Source organism: Pseudomonas sp. Pseusp18, from assembly GCF_059506005.1.
This window is the reverse complement of record NZ_CP169240.1, coordinates 5,183,566-5,199,014: the sequence shown is the minus strand read 5'-3', so window position 1 is coordinate 5,199,014 and position 15,449 is coordinate 5,183,566. Positions and strand designations below refer to the sequence as shown.

At 60.3% G+C, this 15,449-nt stretch carries 15 protein-coding genes; 12 read left to right on the top strand and 3 right to left on the bottom strand.

The genetic code is table 11. The annotated features are described in order from the left end of the window. Nucleotides 1-132: 132 nt before the first annotated feature. Complete coding sequence (gene rapA, locus ACEN9A_RS23245) at nucleotides 133-2,979, bottom strand: RNA polymerase-associated protein RapA (RefSeq protein WP_258670949.1); 2,847 nt, start codon at nucleotides 2,977-2,979, stop codon at nucleotides 133-135. A 229-nt stretch (nucleotides 2,980-3,208) separates the two neighbouring features. On the opposite strand from rapA, the gene ACEN9A_RS23240 reads away from it, so the two are divergent. From ACEN9A_RS23240 to ccoM, 3 genes are all read left to right on the top strand, one after another. After that, nucleotides 3,209-3,550, top strand: coding sequence for an aspartate-semialdehyde dehydrogenase (locus ACEN9A_RS23240; protein ID WP_138866218.1), 342 nt, complete (start codon nucleotides 3,209-3,211; stop codon nucleotides 3,548-3,550). Between the two features lie 104 nt (nucleotides 3,551-3,654). Further along, nucleotides 3,655-3,816, top strand: coding sequence for a hypothetical protein (locus ACEN9A_RS23235; protein WP_007935839.1), 162 nt, complete (start codon nucleotides 3,655-3,657; stop codon nucleotides 3,814-3,816). A gap of 144 nt (nucleotides 3,817-3,960) precedes the next feature. Beyond that, a complete protein-coding gene (gene ccoM / locus ACEN9A_RS23230) occupies nucleotides 3,961-4,077 on the top strand; it encodes a cytochrome c oxidase subunit CcoM (RefSeq protein WP_018926882.1) in 117 nt (38 codons plus the stop codon). 194 nt (nucleotides 4,078-4,271) lie between these two features. Here ccoM and ACEN9A_RS23225 read toward each other — a convergent pair whose 3' ends face one another. Next, nucleotides 4,272-5,747 carry an inorganic phosphate transporter gene (locus ACEN9A_RS23225; protein WP_028939255.1) on the bottom strand — a complete coding sequence of 492 codons (1,476 nt, stop codon included), beginning with the start codon at nucleotides 5,745-5,747 and terminating at the stop codon, nucleotides 4,272-4,274. A gap of 377 nt (nucleotides 5,748-6,124) precedes the next feature. Beyond that, complete coding sequence (locus ACEN9A_RS23220; protein WP_007935837.1) at nucleotides 6,125-6,325, bottom strand: hypothetical protein; 201 nt, start codon at nucleotides 6,323-6,325, stop codon at nucleotides 6,125-6,127. 210 nt (nucleotides 6,326-6,535) lie between these two features. On the opposite strand from ACEN9A_RS23220, the gene ACEN9A_RS23215 reads away from it, so the two are divergent. The 9 genes from ACEN9A_RS23215 to ACEN9A_RS23175 all read left to right on the top strand — a co-directional run bounded on the left by ACEN9A_RS23215 (nucleotide 6,536) and on the right by ACEN9A_RS23175 (nucleotide 15,430). Continuing rightward, complete coding sequence (locus ACEN9A_RS23215) at nucleotides 6,536-6,691, top strand: hypothetical protein (protein WP_413388309.1); 156 nt, start codon at nucleotides 6,536-6,538, stop codon at nucleotides 6,689-6,691. 290 nt (nucleotides 6,692-6,981) lie between these two features. After that, complete coding sequence (pcaR, locus tag ACEN9A_RS23210; RefSeq protein WP_007935836.1) at nucleotides 6,982-7,824, top strand: pca regulon transcriptional regulator PcaR; 843 nt, start codon at nucleotides 6,982-6,984, stop codon at nucleotides 7,822-7,824. 301 nt (nucleotides 7,825-8,125) lie between these two features. Continuing rightward, nucleotides 8,126-9,472 (top strand): 4-hydroxybenzoate transporter PcaK, encoded by a 1,347-nt coding sequence (pcaK, locus tag ACEN9A_RS23205; RefSeq protein WP_019580917.1) that lies wholly within the window; start codon nucleotides 8,126-8,128, stop codon nucleotides 9,470-9,472. 273 nt (nucleotides 9,473-9,745) lie between these two features. Further along, entirely contained in the window at nucleotides 9,746-10,603 is an 858-nt protein-coding gene (locus ACEN9A_RS23200; RefSeq protein WP_018926877.1) for a CoA transferase subunit A, read from the top strand. Continuing rightward, complete coding sequence (locus ACEN9A_RS23195; RefSeq protein WP_258670943.1) at nucleotides 10,603-11,382, top strand: CoA-transferase subunit beta; 780 nt, start codon at nucleotides 10,603-10,605, stop codon at nucleotides 11,380-11,382. Before ACEN9A_RS23200 ends, ACEN9A_RS23195 begins: the two co-directional genes overlap by 1 nt. Continuing rightward, complete coding sequence (gene pcaF, locus ACEN9A_RS23190; RefSeq protein WP_172901227.1) at nucleotides 11,379-12,584, top strand: 3-oxoadipyl-CoA thiolase; 1,206 nt, start codon at nucleotides 11,379-11,381, stop codon at nucleotides 12,582-12,584. The genes ACEN9A_RS23195 and pcaF overlap by 4 nt, the downstream gene beginning before the upstream one ends. Nucleotides 12,585-12,621: 37 nt before the next feature. Next, nucleotides 12,622-13,326 (top strand): protocatechuate 3,4-dioxygenase subunit beta, encoded by a 705-nt coding sequence (pcaH, locus tag ACEN9A_RS23185; protein WP_111455066.1) that lies wholly within the window; start codon nucleotides 12,622-12,624, stop codon nucleotides 13,324-13,326. 1 nt (nucleotide 13,327) lies between these two features. Continuing rightward, entirely contained in the window at nucleotides 13,328-13,894 is a 567-nt protein-coding gene (pcaG, locus tag ACEN9A_RS23180; protein WP_018926873.1) for a protocatechuate 3,4-dioxygenase subunit alpha, read from the top strand. A gap of 240 nt (nucleotides 13,895-14,134) precedes the next feature. After that, nucleotides 14,135-15,430 (top strand): MFS family transporter, encoded by a 1,296-nt coding sequence (locus ACEN9A_RS23175; protein WP_019580913.1) that lies wholly within the window; start codon nucleotides 14,135-14,137, stop codon nucleotides 15,428-15,430. The last annotated feature ends 19 nt before the right edge of the window (nucleotides 15,431-15,449 follow it).

Genomic DNA, 15,449 nt, shown 5'->3' with positions numbered 1-15,449 from the left:
ATCGGCGCGGCCCCTGTAGGAGTTGCCGAAGGCTGCGATCTTGGCGGCGGTTGTTTCACCACAGATCCTCAGAAAGCAAAAAGGCCCGCATCGCTGCGGGCCTTTTCATTTTTGGCGATGGAGCAGGGCGGTTTAGCCCGCTACCAACACCCGAATCGCTTCCAGTCGCAATGCCGCTTTGTCGAGCATGGCCAGGCCTTGCTCGCGCTGCTTGCGCAGGGCAACCAGTTCGCTGTCGCGCACGGTCGGGTTGACCGCTTGCAAGGCGGTCAGGCGCGCCAGTTCTTCGTCGGTATCGGCCGCCAGGCGACGTTGTGCCTCGGCCACGCGCTCGGCGTGACGCGGGGTGATCTTCTCTTCGCCGGCGTTGATCCGTGGCGTCAGCTGGTCGCGCTGGGCCTGGATGAACTTGTTGGCGCTGGCGCGGGGCACGCTTTCCAGTTGATCGTTCAGGGTTTCGAACGACACCCGGGCCGACAGGTCATTGCCATTGGCGTCGAGCAGGCAGCGCAGGGCGGCCGGCGGCAGGTAACGGCCCAGTTGCAGCGAACGCGGGGCAACCACTTCGCTGACGTAGAGCAGTTCCAGCAACACGGTGCCCGGTTTCAGCGCCTTGTTCTTGATCAGCGCCACGGCGGTGTTGCCCATCGAGCCGGACAACACCAGGTCCATGCCGCCCTGAACCATCGGGTGTTCCCAGGTGATGAACTGCATGTCTTCACGAGACAGCGCCTGGTTGCGGTCGTAGGTGATGGTCACGCCTTCGTCGTCGCCCAGCGGGAAGCTGGCGTCGAGCATTTTTTCGCTGGGCTTGAGGATCAGCGCATTTTCCGAATGGTCTTCGCTGTCGATGCCGAAGGCGTCGAACAGGGTTTCCATGTAGATCGGCAGGGCGAACTGATCGTCCTGTTCAAGGATGTCTTCGACCAGCGCATCGCCTTCACCCGCTCCGCCGGAGTTGAGTTCCAGCAAGCGGTCGCGACCGGTGTGCAGTTCGTCTTCCAGACGCTCGCGCTCGGCGCGGGCCTCGTCAATCAGCGCTTTCCATTCGCCATCGTCGGTCTCTTCCAGCAGCGGCAGCAGGCGCGGGCCGAACTGATGCTGCAAGGCGTTGCCGGTCGGGCAGGTGTTGAGGAATGCGTTCAGCGCTTCGTGGTACCACTGGAACAGCCGCTCTTGCGGGCTGGTTTCCAGGTACGGCACGTGCAGTTCGATGACGTGCTTCTGGCCGATCCGGTCGAGACGACCGATACGTTGCTCCAGCAGGTCCGGGTGCGAAGGCAGGTCGAACAGCACCAGATGGTGCGAGAACTGGAAGTTACGGCCTTCACTGCCGATTTCCGAGCAGATCAGCACCTGGGCGCCGAATTCTTCGTCCGCGAAGTAGGCGGCGGCGCGGTCACGCTCAAGGATGTTCATGCCTTCGTGGAACACCGTGGCCGGAATACCGGAACGCACGCGCAGGGCGTCTTCCAGGTCCATGGCTGTTTCGGCGTGGGCACAGATCACCAGCACTTTGGTGCGCTTGAGCATTTTCAGGGTGTCGATCAGCCACTCGACGCGCGGGTCGAATTTCCACCAGCGTTCTTCTTCGTTGGCGTCCGGCTGGGACTGGAAGCTGACTTCCGGGTACAGCTCGATGTGATCGCCCAGCGGCAGTTCGAGGTATTCGGCCGGGCACGGCAGCGGGTATGGGTGCAGTTTGCGCTCCGGGAAACCCTGCACGGCGGCGCGGGTATTACGGAACAGCACGCGGCCAGTGCCATGGCGGTCCAGCAGTTCACGGACCAGACGGGCGCTGGCTTCGGTATCGCCATCGTTAACGGCGGTCAGCAGAGCTTCGCCTTCGTTACCGAGGAAGCCGTGAATGGTCTTGTGCGCTTCAGGCGACAGGCGCCCTTTATCCAGCAGCTCCTGAACGGCTTCGGCCACCGGGCGATAGTTTTCGCTCTCGGCGCGGAAGGCGTGCAGGTCATGGAAACGGTTCGGGTCGAGCAGGCGCAGACGGGCGAAGTGGCTGTCCTGGCCCAGTTGTTCCGGGGTCGCGGTCAGCAGCAATACGCCGGGAATGACTTCAGCCAGTTGCTCCACCAGGGAGTACTCAGGGCTAACCTGGTCTTCGTGCCACACCAGGTGGTGCGCTTCGTCGACCACCAGCAAATCCCAGCCGGCGGCGAACAGCGCGTCTTGGGCTTTCTCGTCTTCCACCAACCATTCGAGTGCAACCAGGGCGAGCTGGGTGTCTTCGAACGGGTTGGCGGCATCGCTTTCGATGAAGCGTTCTTCGTCGAACAGCGCAACTTGCAGGTTGAAGCGGCGGCGCATCTCCACCAGCCACTGGTGCTGGAGGTTTTCCGGCACCAGGATCAGCACTCGGTTGGCGCGGCCCGAGAGCAGTTGGCGATGGATCACCAGACCGGCTTCGATGGTCTTGCCCAGGCCCACTTCGTCGGCCAGCAGAACCCGCGGCGCGATACGGTCGGCGACTTCACGGGCGATGTGCAACTGGTGCGCGATCGGTTGCGCGCGCACGCCGCCCAGGCCCCAGAGCGATGACTGCAACTGGCGGCTGGTGTGTTCCAGGGTGTGATAACGCAGGGAGAACCAGGCCAGCGGGTCGATCTGGCCGGCGAACAGACGGTCGCTCGCCAGTCGGAACTGAATGAAGTTCGACAGCTGGGTTTCCGGCAGGGTGACCACTTCGTTCTGCCCATTGAGGCCGTGGTAGACCAGCAGGCCGTCGATGTCGTCGACTTCCTGTACGGTCAGTTTCCAGCCTTCGAAGTGAGTAATCGAGTCACCCGGCGAAAACCGCACGCGGGTGAGGGGCGCATTCCGTAGCGCGTACTGGCGAGTGTCGCCAGTGGCCGGGTAGAGCACGGTCAACAAGCGGCCGTCCTGTGCCAGAACGGTGCCTAAACCCAGCTCGGCTTCGCTGTCACTGATCCAGCGTTGCCCCGGTTGATACTGCTGCGCCATGCTGCCTGACTCCCACCTTGAAAAAGCGGGCTATCTTAACGGAATGAGCCTTCAGGGCCAAAGGATTACTCAGTAGGAGCTACCGAAGGCTGCGATCTTTTGATCTTCAAGCCCTGAAAAGATCGCAGCCTTCGGCAGCTCCTGTCTGTGCGTTGGGTTACAAGTTTTCGACCGATGGCTCAAGTCGCCATCCCCGCAGCCGACAGCCTGCTGACAGGAGACTAATAATATGCTGCCACCGATGCTCCCCTTGAGCGCCGTGCCGATCACTTCACAGCAGGATCCGATCCGCCAGCGCCCGGATATTCCCCCCGTGGTGCCGGTGCAGGAAAGCTCCAATGAAAGCACGATCGACCTGCAAAACCGCGACCCGGAAGAGGCGGGCCTGCAGCTGCGCGAGGAGCAGCGTCGGCAACAGGAACGGGAGCGGCGCCGTCGCGAGGCCGATGAGGATCCTGAAGAGCATCTGGCGATCCCCGGTAATGAGCTCAATGCCGACAATACCGTGCCGGTGGTGCCGTTGATGGAGAATCAGCCACGTCAGGGGTTGTGGGTCGATATTGAGATCTGAAGTGTCGGAGACTGGTCAGCGCCCGCGCCAGACCGCATTATTGGCGCAATCCTGTCGCCTTTAGCCGGCAGCTGAATTCATTTCCAAGCGATGCACTGAACGCCATGAGCCAAGATGACAAGCTGATCGACCTCAATTCTGAACGTGCCAAACGGGTTCATGACCTAAATGAAAAGCGCCTGAACGAAGTGCGCCAGGCATTTGAGCAGGCCATGCCGTTGGGTAAAGCGAAGAAAAAGCCGAAGAACAAACCGAAAAAGCGTTGAAACACCCTGCATCCGTTGATGCAGGTCAGTTATTTCCCTTCCTTTACGCCCAGTCTCGGGCGGCATTGATCCCGGTCAATTTTCTCTCCTGCCCGATTGGTTAACTTAGCCCCATCGCAACAGGGCAAGTCCAGGAGGCCAGTCATGTTTTTCGATAACGTGGTGATCGCCGGAGTGCTGACAGTCGGCCTCATGGTTCTGTTTTTTGCAGGGTTTGGATTTTTTATCTGGAAGGATTCGCATAAGCGGAGAAAACCGTAGTTCTTTCTGGAGCAATGAGCACGCAAGGCATTTTGGGCGACTTCGGTCGCCCTTTTTTTTTTGTGCGATCGAAAGGGACGCGGAGCGTCCCGGGCTGCATTCCCACGCAGAGTGTGGGAACGATCTAATACCGAAATGCGGGCAATAAAAAAGGCGCGAACCTCACGGAACGCGCCTTTTTCAGTAGCGGTGTATCAGCTACCCAGTGCCTTGGAGGCCAGCCAGAACAGGCCGGCCGACAGGCCTACGGTGGCTGGCAGGGTCAGGACCCAGGCCAGCAGGATGGTTTTGACGGTGCCGCCTTGCAGGCCGCTTTTGTTCGCGACCATGGTGCCGGCCACGCCTGAGGACAGGACGTGGGTAGTGGAGACGGGCAGGCTGAAGATGTTGGCCAGGCCGATCATGCTCGCCGTGGTGATCTGCGCCGACATGCCTTGGGCATAGGTCATGCCTTGCTTGCCGATTTTCTCGCCGATGGTCAGTACCACGCGCTTCCAGCCGACCATGGTACCCAGGCCGAGGGCCAGTGCGACCGCCAGAATCACCCAGAACGGGGCGTATTCAGTGGTGGTGGTCAGGTCCTTGCGCAGTTTGTCCAGGTCAGCCTTTTCACGGGCAGCGAGGCCAGGCAGCTTGCTGACTTTCTTAGCCGTGTCGTCCAGGCAGAGCAGGTAACGACGCACTTCGATGCGGCTTTCCGCCGGCAGCGAGTGGTAGTCGGCTACACCCTTGAGGGTGTCGAGCAGGGCGGCGATGGTCGGTTCGGTCTGTTGCGGGTTGCAACGGAATTTCTCCGGCAGATCACCTTCCACGCTTTTGCCCAGGGCCAGGAAATCACCCAGCGTATCGGCATTGCGCTTGTAGAACTGGCTCAGGTGCAGGGTTGCATCGCGCGTCCGTTCGATCTGGTAGGTGGTGCTGCCCAGGTCGAGTACGAATTGCGCCGGGACGATACCGATCAGCACCAGCATGATCAGGCCGATACCTTTCTGGCCATCGTTCGAGCCGTGCACGAAGCTGACCGCCATCGCCGAAATCACCAGTACCAGACGGTTCCAGAACGGCGGGTGTTTCTTGTCGTCGATCTTGCGGCGCTGTTCCGGTGTCTTGTGCATCTTGGACAGCGGACGCCACCATTTAAGGCCGATCAGCACCAGGGCGGCAACAAGGAAGCCGGCCATCGGCGAGAACACCAGGGACGCGCCGATGTCGATCGCTTTCTGCCAGTTCACGCCGTCGGCCAACGGAATGTCGTTGATCAGGGCGTTGGCCAGGCCGACACCGAGGATCGAACCGATCAGCGTATGGGAGCTGGAGGCCGGGATACCGAAGTACCAGGTGCCCAGGTTCCAGGTGATGGCGGCGGCGAGTAACGAGAACACCATGGCCAGCCCGTGACCGGTGTTCACATTGATCAACAGTTCTACCGGCAGCAGATGGACGATGGCATACGCCACCCCCACACCGCCCAGCAGCACGCCGAGGAAGTTGAACACACCGGAAAAGAACACCGCCAGATGAGGCGGCATGGCTTTGGTGTAGATAACAGTGGCCACCGCGTTTGCGGTGTCATGAAAGCCGTTGATGAACTCGAAGGCGAGGACAAAGGCCAGGGCGAGCAAGAGGCTCACAAGCACCCAAGCATCCAGTCCGCTGAATAAATCGATCATGAAGGTTTTCTGACCCGTTCGTAAGGGGGCGCGATTATGCCAGAAAAGACTGATAATCGATGCACTTGCTGCTCATCGGTTACATTCTTCAATGAATTAGTAGGTGGCAATCCCCTGAATCCCAGGGTTTTTCAGGGGCCTACAAGTCATTGAATTCGCTTGGAAAGGCAGCTGCCACAAGGGTTTCTCTCGTTGGGACGAGAGGCTTGAACGCTTGTGTGAAATATCTGAGAAGAAGGTCAGGCAAGAGCCGTTTGCCTCATCGAATGGATGAGGAAGCCGCTGCCCGCTTGTAGCGGGCGCGAAAAGCACCATCGATACAACCCGCTTTTAACGGGTGCAGACGCAGGCTCTTGAAAGGATTCAAGTCGAGGCGGTCATGGCTCTTCGGCTTTGAGTTCCTTTTCCATCTTCTGCAATTCCTGGGTGAAGGCCTGATCCTGAACGGTGGCGCGTTTACGCCAGGGTTTGCGTTCGGGTTCGGGCTGAGCGGCGTAGGTGGTGACTTCCCCGCCGTAAACTTCCTTGTAACGTTGTTCCTGGCGCTCAAGTTCCGCGCGCAGTTCGTCTTTCGTCACAGTGCTACCTGATTGAGTTGAGATTAATTCTGGTGAAACGCGCTGCATCGATCTATTGACCATGCTCGTCGAAAGGACAATGCCTGATACGACATCGTTCCCACGGCACAATCAATACTTCAATGTTGCAGGCGGCCACGGCACCAGAGCAAAACAGCTGACGCAGCATCAGTCTCCTGTTTCAGCGAGCGCGTTGGCGGAACATATTAAATGAGCGTCAAGCGCTTGCTGCGGACAGCGGCGATGGATATCGCGCTGCCGGCGGGCGGAATCGGTACAAAAAACCGGTCGCCTCTGAAATGCATTATAGCGGTCGATTCGAAGAACACTATCTCTTGGCAGTTAAAAGTAGTTCCTCATGTGTGATTGTTTTGTTGCTCGCAACTTGCCGGTAACTACGGTGGACTGATGCCAGTTGCAGTGGTGACTTTCTGGCGCCATTAAGCCGGACAAATTATTACATCGTTCTCCTTTAAACCAGTGACCGAAAATAACAACCGTATTGTGGGTGAGTGAAAGCAGGATGGCTGAATGTACGCAGCACGATTGCGATTATCGGCCTGTGGTTCGATAATCGCCCAATCCTGGCGGCCGCTGGCTTGTGTGTCAGACCGGGGCCGCTTGTAATAGTCGCTGATCCGAGTGGGGAACCTGATATGAACGATCAAATGCGCAATTCCTTCGCTTCAGTGGCGCCGCCGATCGTCGCCTCGCCCGCCAAGCGAATCCAGGCCCTGACCGGTGACCCGGATTTCATGACTTCCCTGGCCCGTGGCCTGGCGGTGGTGCAAGCGTTCCAGGAGCGCAAGCGGCACCTGACCATTGCACAGATCAGCCACCGTACGGAAATTCCCCGCGCCGCTGTGCGACGTTGCCTGCATACCCTGATCAAGCTCGGCTACGCCACCACCGACGGGCGCACCTATTCGCTGCTGCCCAAAGTCTTGACCCTGGGCCATGCCTATCTGTCGTCGACTCCACTGGCGGTGTCTGCTCAGCCGTACCTGGACCGCATGAGCGAGCAATTGCACGAGGCCTGCAACATGGCCACGCTGGAGGGCGATGACATTTTGTACATTGCGCGCTCGGCGACTACCCAGCGGCTGATTTCTGTCGACCTCTCGGTGGGTGGGCGCTTGCCGGCCTATTGCACCTCCATGGGCCGGATTCTGCTCGCCGCGCTGGACGACACGTCGCTGCGCGAATACCTCGACCATGCAGACTTGCAAGCCAAGACCAGTCGCACCCTGCATACCCCCGAAGCCTTGCTCGAATGCCTTCAAGAAGTACGGCGACAAGGCTGGTGCATCGTCGATCAGGAACTGGAGCAGGGCCTGCGATCGATTGCCGTGCCGGTGTATGACGCTTCTGGCCAGGTAGTGGCGGCGCTGAACGTCAGCACCCATGCCGGCCGGGTCAGCCGCAGCGAGTTGGAGCAACGTTTCCTGCCAGGTTTGTTGAGTGCCAGCCGCGACTTGAGTGCGCAGCTGTTCGCCTAAGCTCTTCGCCTAAGCTGTTCGATAAACGCACAGAGTCGCGTTTATCGAATTGACGCTGTTTCTCTCGGATCATTAATGTCGCGGCAGCGTCATCCGGCGCTGCTGGCCCTCGGCCGGTTGCCGGACGACGACCCAATAATAATGAGAAGAGGCATCGTCATGTGCACGTTTCCCCACTGTCGCTGTTCCCACCGGCTTAGCTGCCGAAACCGGATCGCCTGATCCCGACCTTCTTTTCTTGTGACAGCGTCAGCCTCGGCTGGCACTTGTTCGACTGCGTTCTTTGCGTGGAATAAAAATAATGAACCAGCCTCAGTCTGCTGTAGGGAACTGCCTCGACGTGCAGTCCTTCATCAACGCTCAACCCATTTCGCGCTACCAATGGCGGGTGGTGATCCTGTGTTTCCTGATTGTCTTCCTCGATGGCCTCGACACCGCGGCCATGGGGTTTATCGCGCCGGCATTGTCCCAGGACTGGGGCATCGATCGCGCCAGCCTCGGCCCGGTGATGAGTGCGGCACTGATCGGCATGGTCTTTGGCGCCTTGGGTTCCGGGCCGTTGGCTGACCGCTTCGGGCGAAAAGTCGTACTGGTAGGCGCGGTGTTGTTGTTCGGTGCGTTCAGCCTGGCATCGGCTTACAGCACTAATGTCGATCAACTGCTGGTGCTGCGTTTCCTCACCGGCCTGGGCCTGGGCGCCGGCATGCCGAACGCGACCACGCTGCTGTCCGAATACACCCCGGAACGCAAGAAATCCCTGCTGGTGACCAGCATGTTCTGCGGCTTCAACCTCGGTATGGCCGGGGGCGGGTTCATCTCGGCCAAACTGATCCCGGCCTTCGGCTGGCACAGCCTGTTGATGATCGGCGGGATTCTGCCGCTGATACTCACCGTCGTTTTGCTGTTGTGGTTGCCTGAATCGGCGCGCTATCTGGTGGTGCGCAATCGCGGTACCGACAAAGTGCGCAAGGCCCTGGCACCGATCGACCCAGCGGTGGTGGCCCAGGCTTCGAGCTTCAGCGTGCCGGAACAGAAAACCGTGAAGGCACGCAATGTGTTCGCGGTGATCTTCTCCGGCACTTACAGCACCGGCACATTGTTGCTGTGGCTGACGTACTTCATGGGGCTGGTGATTGTTTATCTGCTGACCAGTTGGTTGCCGACGCTGATGCGTGACAGCGGCGCGAGCATGGAGCAGGCCGCATTCATTGGTGCGCTGTTCCAGCTGGGTGGGGTGTTGAGCGCAGTGGGCGTGGGTTGGGCGATGGACCGGTTCAATCCGCACAAGGTCATCGGCACTTTCTACCTGTTGGCCGGAGTGTTTGCCTACGCGGTAGGGCAGAGCCTGGGCAACATCGCCGTGCTGGCGACCCTGGTGCTGGTGGCCGGGATGTGTGTCAACGGCGCGCAATCGGCAATGCCGTCGCTGGCGGCGCGTTTTTACCCGACGCAAGGGCGGGCGACCGGTGTGTCGTGGATGCTTGGGATTGGCCGCTTCGGCGCGATTCTGGGGGCGTGGATGGGCGCGACGTTGCTGGGCCTGGGCTGGAACTTCGAACAGGTGCTGACGGCGCTGGTGATTCCGGCCGCGTTGGCGACCACGGCGGTGGTGATCAAGGGCATGGTCAGCCATGCGGATGCGACCTGATCAGGTTTGAGATAGCGGGGTAGCAGAAAAGATCGCAGCCTGCGGCAGCTCCTACAAAGGAAAGCGAACACCCGTAGGAGCTGCCGCAGGCTGCGATCTTTTTGCAGGCGACAGAGAACGATAGTGAGGTAACAATCTGTTCGATAAACGAACACTCAGTCGATTATCGGATTGTTTGGGTCATTTCAGGGGCTTAATCTTCAGTCATTCCGGCGCTGCGCATCGGCGCCTTTTTCCCACACTGTCGGTTAATAATAAACGGGAGCCTGCCCCATGGCTGAAATCCTTTCGCTGCATGACGCGGTGAAGCAGTTCGTCAACGACGGCGATACCGTCGCGCTCGAAGGCTTCACTCACCTGATTCCTACGGCGGCTGGTCACGAAATCATTCGTCAGGGCAAGAAAGACCTGACCCTGGTGCGGATGACGCCCGACTTGATCTACGACCAGTTGATCGGTGCCGGTTGTGCTCGCAAACTGATTTTCTCCTGGGGCGGCAACCCCGGCGTCGGTTCGCTGCACCGTCTGCGTGACGCAGTCGAGCGACAGTGGCCGCATGCGCTGGAAATCGAAGAGCACAGCCACGCCGACCTGGCCAATGCCTACGTCGCGGGCGCTTCGGGCTTACCGTTCGCGGTGCTGCGTGCCTACGCCGGTTCCGACCTGCCGAAGGTCAACCCGCTGATCAAGACCGTCACGTGCCCGTTCACCGGCGAAGTGCTGGCGGCGGTGCCGTCGGTGCGTCCGGACATCACCGTGATTCACGCGCAGAAAGCCGACCGTCAAGGCAACGTGCTGCTCTGGGGCATTCTCGGGGTGCAGAAAGAAGCGGCGCTGGCGGCCAAACGCTGCATCGTCACCGTCGAAGAAATCGTCGACGATCTCAATGCACCGATGAACGCTTGCGTGCTGCCGACCTGGGCTCTGAGCGCGGTCTGCCACGTACCGGGCGGCGCGCATCCGTCCTACGCCCACGGTTACACCGAGCGTGACAACCGCTTCTACCAGGCCTGGGACCCGATTGCCCGCGACCGTGAAACCTTCACCGCGTGGATCAACGAGTACATCCACGGCTGCGCTGACTTCAGCGAGTTCCAGGCCAAGCTGGCCGCTGCTTCGGAGGCCAAGTAATGACTTACACCACCAATGAAATGATGACCGTCGCCGCCGCCCGCCGCCTGAAAAACGGTTCGGTGTGCTTCGTTGGTATCGGCCTGCCGTCGAAAGCCGCCAACCTGGCGCGACTGACGTCCTCGCCCGATGTAGTCCTGATCTACGAATCGGGTCCGATCGGTGCCAAGCCAAGCGTATTGCCATTGTCGATCGGTGACGGTGAGCTGGCGGAAACCGCCGACACCGTCGTCCCGACCGGTGAGATTTTTCGCTACTGGCTGCAGGGCGGGCGCATTGACGTCGGCTTCCTCGGCGCCGCGCAAGTCGATCGCTTCGGCAACATCAACACCACGGTGGTCGGCGACTACCATCAGCCGAAAGTTCGCCTGCCGGGTGCAGGTGGCGCGCCGGAGATCGCCGGTTCCGCCAAGAGCGTGCTGATCATCCTCAAGCAGTCGGCGCGTTCGTTCGTCGACAAGCTCGACTTCATTACCTCGGTCGGCCACGGCGAGGGCGGTGATTCGCGCAGACGTCTCGGCCTGCCAGGCGCCGGTCCTGTCGGCATTATTACCGACCTGTGCATCATGGAACCGGAAGCCGGCACCCATGAATTCGTGGTCACCGCGCTGCACCCAGGCGTGACCCGCGAGCAAGTGATCGCGGCCACCGGTTGGCCGATTCGTTTTGCCGACACGGTTGAAAACACTGCCGAGCCAACCGAGGTCGAGCTGACCGCGCTGCGAGATCTGGAAGCCCGCACTGCGGCGGCCCACGGCCAAGCACCCGGAGAAGCCTGATGCGTGACGTTTATATCTGTGACGCGATTCGTACCCCCATCGGCCGTTTCGGCGGTGGCCTGTCGGCGGTTCGCGCCGATGACCTGGCCGCCGTGCCGATCAAGGCGCTGATGGCGCGCAACCCGTCGGTGGACTGGAACGCGGTGGACGAGGTGTTCCTCGGCTGCGCCAACCAGGCCGGCGAAGACAACCGCAACGTGGCACGCATGGCGTTGCTGCTGGCGGGGCTGCCGGAAACCATTCCTGGCGTCACCCTCAATCGCCTCTGCGCTTCGGGCATGGACGCTATCGGCACTGCGTTTCGGGCCATCGCCAGCGGTGAGATGGAGTTGGCGATTGCCGGTGGCGTCGAATCGATGTCCCGCGCGCCATTCGTGATGGGCAAGGCGGACGCGGCGTTTTCGCGCAACATGAAGCTGGAAGACACCACCATCGGCTGGCGATTCATCAACCCGCTGATGAAAGCCCAGTACGGCGTCGATGCAATGCCGCAAACCGCCGATAACGTGGCCGACGATTACCAGGTTTCCCGCGAGGATCAGGACGCTTTCGCACTGCGCAGTCAGCAACGGACAGCCGCCGCGCAAGCCGCAGGATTTTTCGCCGAAGAAATCGTTGAAGTGCGCATTGCCCACAAGAAGGGTGAAACAGTGGTCAGCCAGGACGAACATCCTCGCGCCGATACCACACTCGAGACCCTGGCCAAACTCAAACCGGTCAACGGCCCCGACAAAACCGTCACCGCCGGCAATGCCTCCGGTGTGAACGACGGTGCTGCAGCGCTGATCCTGGCTTCGGCCGAAGCCGTGAAAAAACACGGCCTGACCGCCCGCGCCAAAGTGCTCGGCATGGCCAGCGCCGGCGTCGCACCACGGGTGATGGGTATCGGCCCGGTGCCGGCGGTGCGTAAATTGACTGAGCGCCTGGGCCTGGCGGTCAACGATTTCGACGTGATCGAACTCAACGAAGCCTTCGCCAGCCAGGGTCTGGCGGTGCTGCGTGAACTGGGACTGGCGGATGACGCGGCCCAGGTCAACCCGAACGGTGGCGCCATTGCCTTGGGCCATCCGCTGGGCATGAGCGGTGCGCGTCTGGTACTGACTGCACTGCATCAACTGGAAAAGACGGGCGGCAAGAAAGGCTTGGCGACCATGTGTGTCGGTGTCGGTCAGGGCCTGGCCCTGGCGATCGAACGGGTCTGACGCACAGAAGCGACTAATAAGAATTGAGGAAAGCGCAATGACTGACAAACCAGGTTACCGTCGCCCGCAGGCGGGCACTCAGCCGGAATACCTGCACCCTCCTTATCAATCCACCAACCTTCGCTCGCCGTCCAAGCCGTTGGTGTTTTTGCCTCATTCGCTGTCGGAAATCACCGGCCCGACCATCGGCGCCGAGCGTATTCAGGAGCGGGACAACGACCTGACCGCCCAGCACTCGGGCGAGCCATTGGGTGAACGGATCATCATCCACGGCCGTGTGCTGGATGAAGACGGTCTGCCGGTGCCGGGCATTCTGGTGGAGATCTGGCAGGCCAACGCCGCCGGTCGTTACAACCATGCCCGCGATCTGCACGACGCACCGATGGACCCGAACTTCACCGGCACCGGCCGCACCGTGACCGACGCCGATGGCTGGTACCAGTTCCAGACCATCAAGCCTGGCGCCTACCCGTGGGGTAACCACCACAATGCCTGGCGTCCGGCGCACATCCATTTCTCCCTGTTCGGGCCGAGCATTCTGACGCGCCTGGTGACCCAGATGTATTTCCCGGGCGACCCGTTGCTGGCTTACGACCCGATCTACAACTGCGTGCCCGATACCAGCGCCAAAGAGCGTTTGATCGCCAGTTTCGATCTGGAAAAAACCATCCCGTCCTATGCCCTCGCTTATCGTTGGGACATCGTTTTGCGCGGCCGCGACGCCACGCCGATGGAGAAATAAGATGACGCTGAACGCGACCACGTCCCACACCGTCGGACCGTACTACCACATCGGCCTGACCTGGCTGAACCGTGAAGACCTGACCGTTGAACAGACCCTCGGCGAGCGTGTGGCGATCACCGGGCAAGTCGTCGACGGCAATGGTGACTTCGTCAACGACGCCATGCTCGAAGTCTGGCAAGCCAACGCCGCTGGCAAGTACGACCACCCCGAAGACGATCAGGACAAACCCCTGGACCCGAACTTCGAAGGGTTTGGCCGGGTGCCGGTGGATGCGCAAGGGCGCTTTCGCTTTACCACGATCAAGCCGGGCACCGTGGAAGGCCTGAAGGGCACGACCCAGGCGCCGCACCTGGTGGTGCTGGTGTTTGCTCGCGGGTTGGTGAAACACTTGCTGACGCGGATTTACTTTGATGGTGAGCCAGCCAACGTGGCGGACCCACTGCTCGAATGCGTGCCCGCCGAGCGTCGTGGCACCTTGTTGGCGAAGCAGGATGCTGCGGGTGTTTATCAGTGGAATGTGATTCTGCAGGGGACGGATGCGGAGACGGTGTTCTTCGATTACTGAGTGATCGTTGCTCTGGCGAGGGAGCTTGCTCCCGCTGGCTTGCTAAGAAAGCCCAAACCCGGCTGACATGATGTATCAGGCAAACCGCGCCAACCGGTTTTACGACTGCTTCGCAGCCGAGCGGGAGCAAGCTCCCTCGCCACAGAGATTGCATTGCTCTCAGGTTATGCATCCATCTGCGGAACGGGACTATTGCGAAATATGTCTAGACTCTCACGGTCCCCACAGAGTGAAAAAACAATGACAACCTCCACAGCTGTCTACACCGGTGAAGAACGCAGCAAAAGAATCTTTGCGATTGTCGGCGCCTCGTCCGGCAACCTGGTCGAGTGGTTCGACTTCTACGTCTACGCCTTCTGTGCGATCTACTTTGCCCCGGCCTTTTTTCCGTCCGATAACCCCACGGTGCAGTTGGTCAACACCGCGGGCGTGTTTGCCGCCGGGTTCCTGATGCGCCCCATCGGCGGCTGGATCTTCGGTCGGCTGGCGGACAAGCACGGGCGCAAGAACTCGATGCTGATCTCGATTCTGATGATGTGCTTCGGCTCGCTGCTCATCGCTTGCCTGCCGACCTACAACAGTATCGGTGTCTGGGCGCCGATCCTGCTGTTGTTCGCGCGCTTGCTGCAGGGCTTGTCGGTGGGCGGCGAATACGGCACCACCGCGACTTACATGAGCGAAGTCGCCCTCAAGGGCCAGCGTGGGTTCTTTGCGTCGTTCCAGTACGTGACGCTGATTGGCGGACAGTTGCTGGCGGTGTCGCTGGTGGTGATCCTGCAGCAGTTCCTCAACGAGGATGAATTGCGTGCCTACGGCTGGCGGATTCCGTTCGTGGTCGGTGCGGCGGCGGCGTTGATTTCGTTGTTCCTGCGTCGTGCGCTCAAGGAAACCAGCAGCAAGGAAATGCGTGAAAATAAAGACGCCGGCAGCATCGGTGCGCTGTTCCGCGATCATAAGGCCGCCTTCATCACCGTGCTGGGTTACACCGCCGGCGGTTCGCTGATTTTCTACACCTTCACCACGTACATGCAGAAATACCTGGTGAACACCGCCGGCATGCACGCCAAAACCGCCAGCTACATCATGACCGGCGCGCTGTTCCTTTACATGTGCATGCAGCCGTTCTTCGGCATGCTCGCCGACAAGATCGGCCGGCGCAATTCGATGCTCTGGTTCGGCGCTCTCGGCACGCTGTGCACCGTACCGATCCTGCTGAGCCTGAAAAGTGTCAGCAATCCATTCCTGGCCTTTGTGCTGATTACCGTGGCGCTGGCGATCGTCAGTTTCTACACCTCGATCAGCGGTCTGGTGAAAGCCGAAATGTTCCCGCCAGAAGTGCGCGCCTTGGGCGTAGGCCTGGCGTATGCGGTGGCCAACGCGATCTTCGGCGGTTCGGCGGAATATGTAGCCCTGAGCCTTAAAGCCGGAGGCATGGAAAACTCGTTCTACTGGTACGTGACGGTGATGATGGCGGTGGCGTTCCTGTTCAGCCTGCGTCTGCCGAAACAGCCGAAGTATTTGGAAAACGACCTTTGATCTTTATGCGGGGGCCTCA

Coding starts and splice junctions, on each gene's coding strand:
- pcaK (WP_019580917.1), top strand. CDS start 8,126: ATGAACCAGCCTCAGTCTGCTGTAGGGAACTGCCTCGACGTGCAGTCC.
- ACEN9A_RS23195 (WP_258670943.1), top strand. CDS start 10,603: ATGACTTACACCACCAATGAAATGATGACCGTCGCCGCCGCCCGCCGC.
- ACEN9A_RS23235 (WP_007935839.1), top strand. CDS start 3,655: ATGAGCCAAGATGACAAGCTGATCGACCTCAATTCTGAACGTGCCAAA.
- ACEN9A_RS23175 (WP_019580913.1), top strand. CDS start 14,135: ATGACAACCTCCACAGCTGTCTACACCGGTGAAGAACGCAGCAAAAGA.
- rapA (WP_258670949.1), bottom strand. CDS start 2,979: ATGGCGCAGCAGTATCAACCGGGGCAACGCTGGATCAGTGACAGCGAA.
- ACEN9A_RS23225 (WP_028939255.1), bottom strand. CDS start 5,747: ATGATCGATTTATTCAGCGGACTGGATGCTTGGGTGCTTGTGAGCCTC.
- pcaG (WP_018926873.1), top strand. CDS start 13,328: ATGACGCTGAACGCGACCACGTCCCACACCGTCGGACCGTACTACCAC.
- pcaH (WP_111455066.1), top strand. CDS start 12,622: ATGACTGACAAACCAGGTTACCGTCGCCCGCAGGCGGGCACTCAGCCG.
- pcaR (WP_007935836.1), top strand. CDS start 6,982: ATGAACGATCAAATGCGCAATTCCTTCGCTTCAGTGGCGCCGCCGATC.
- ACEN9A_RS23240 (WP_138866218.1), top strand. CDS start 3,209: ATGCTGCCACCGATGCTCCCCTTGAGCGCCGTGCCGATCACTTCACAG.
- ACEN9A_RS23200 (WP_018926877.1), top strand. CDS start 9,746: ATGGCTGAAATCCTTTCGCTGCATGACGCGGTGAAGCAGTTCGTCAAC.
- ccoM (WP_018926882.1), top strand. CDS start 3,961: ATGTTTTTCGATAACGTGGTGATCGCCGGAGTGCTGACAGTCGGCCTC.
- ACEN9A_RS23215 (WP_413388309.1), top strand. CDS start 6,536: ATGAGCGTCAAGCGCTTGCTGCGGACAGCGGCGATGGATATCGCGCTG.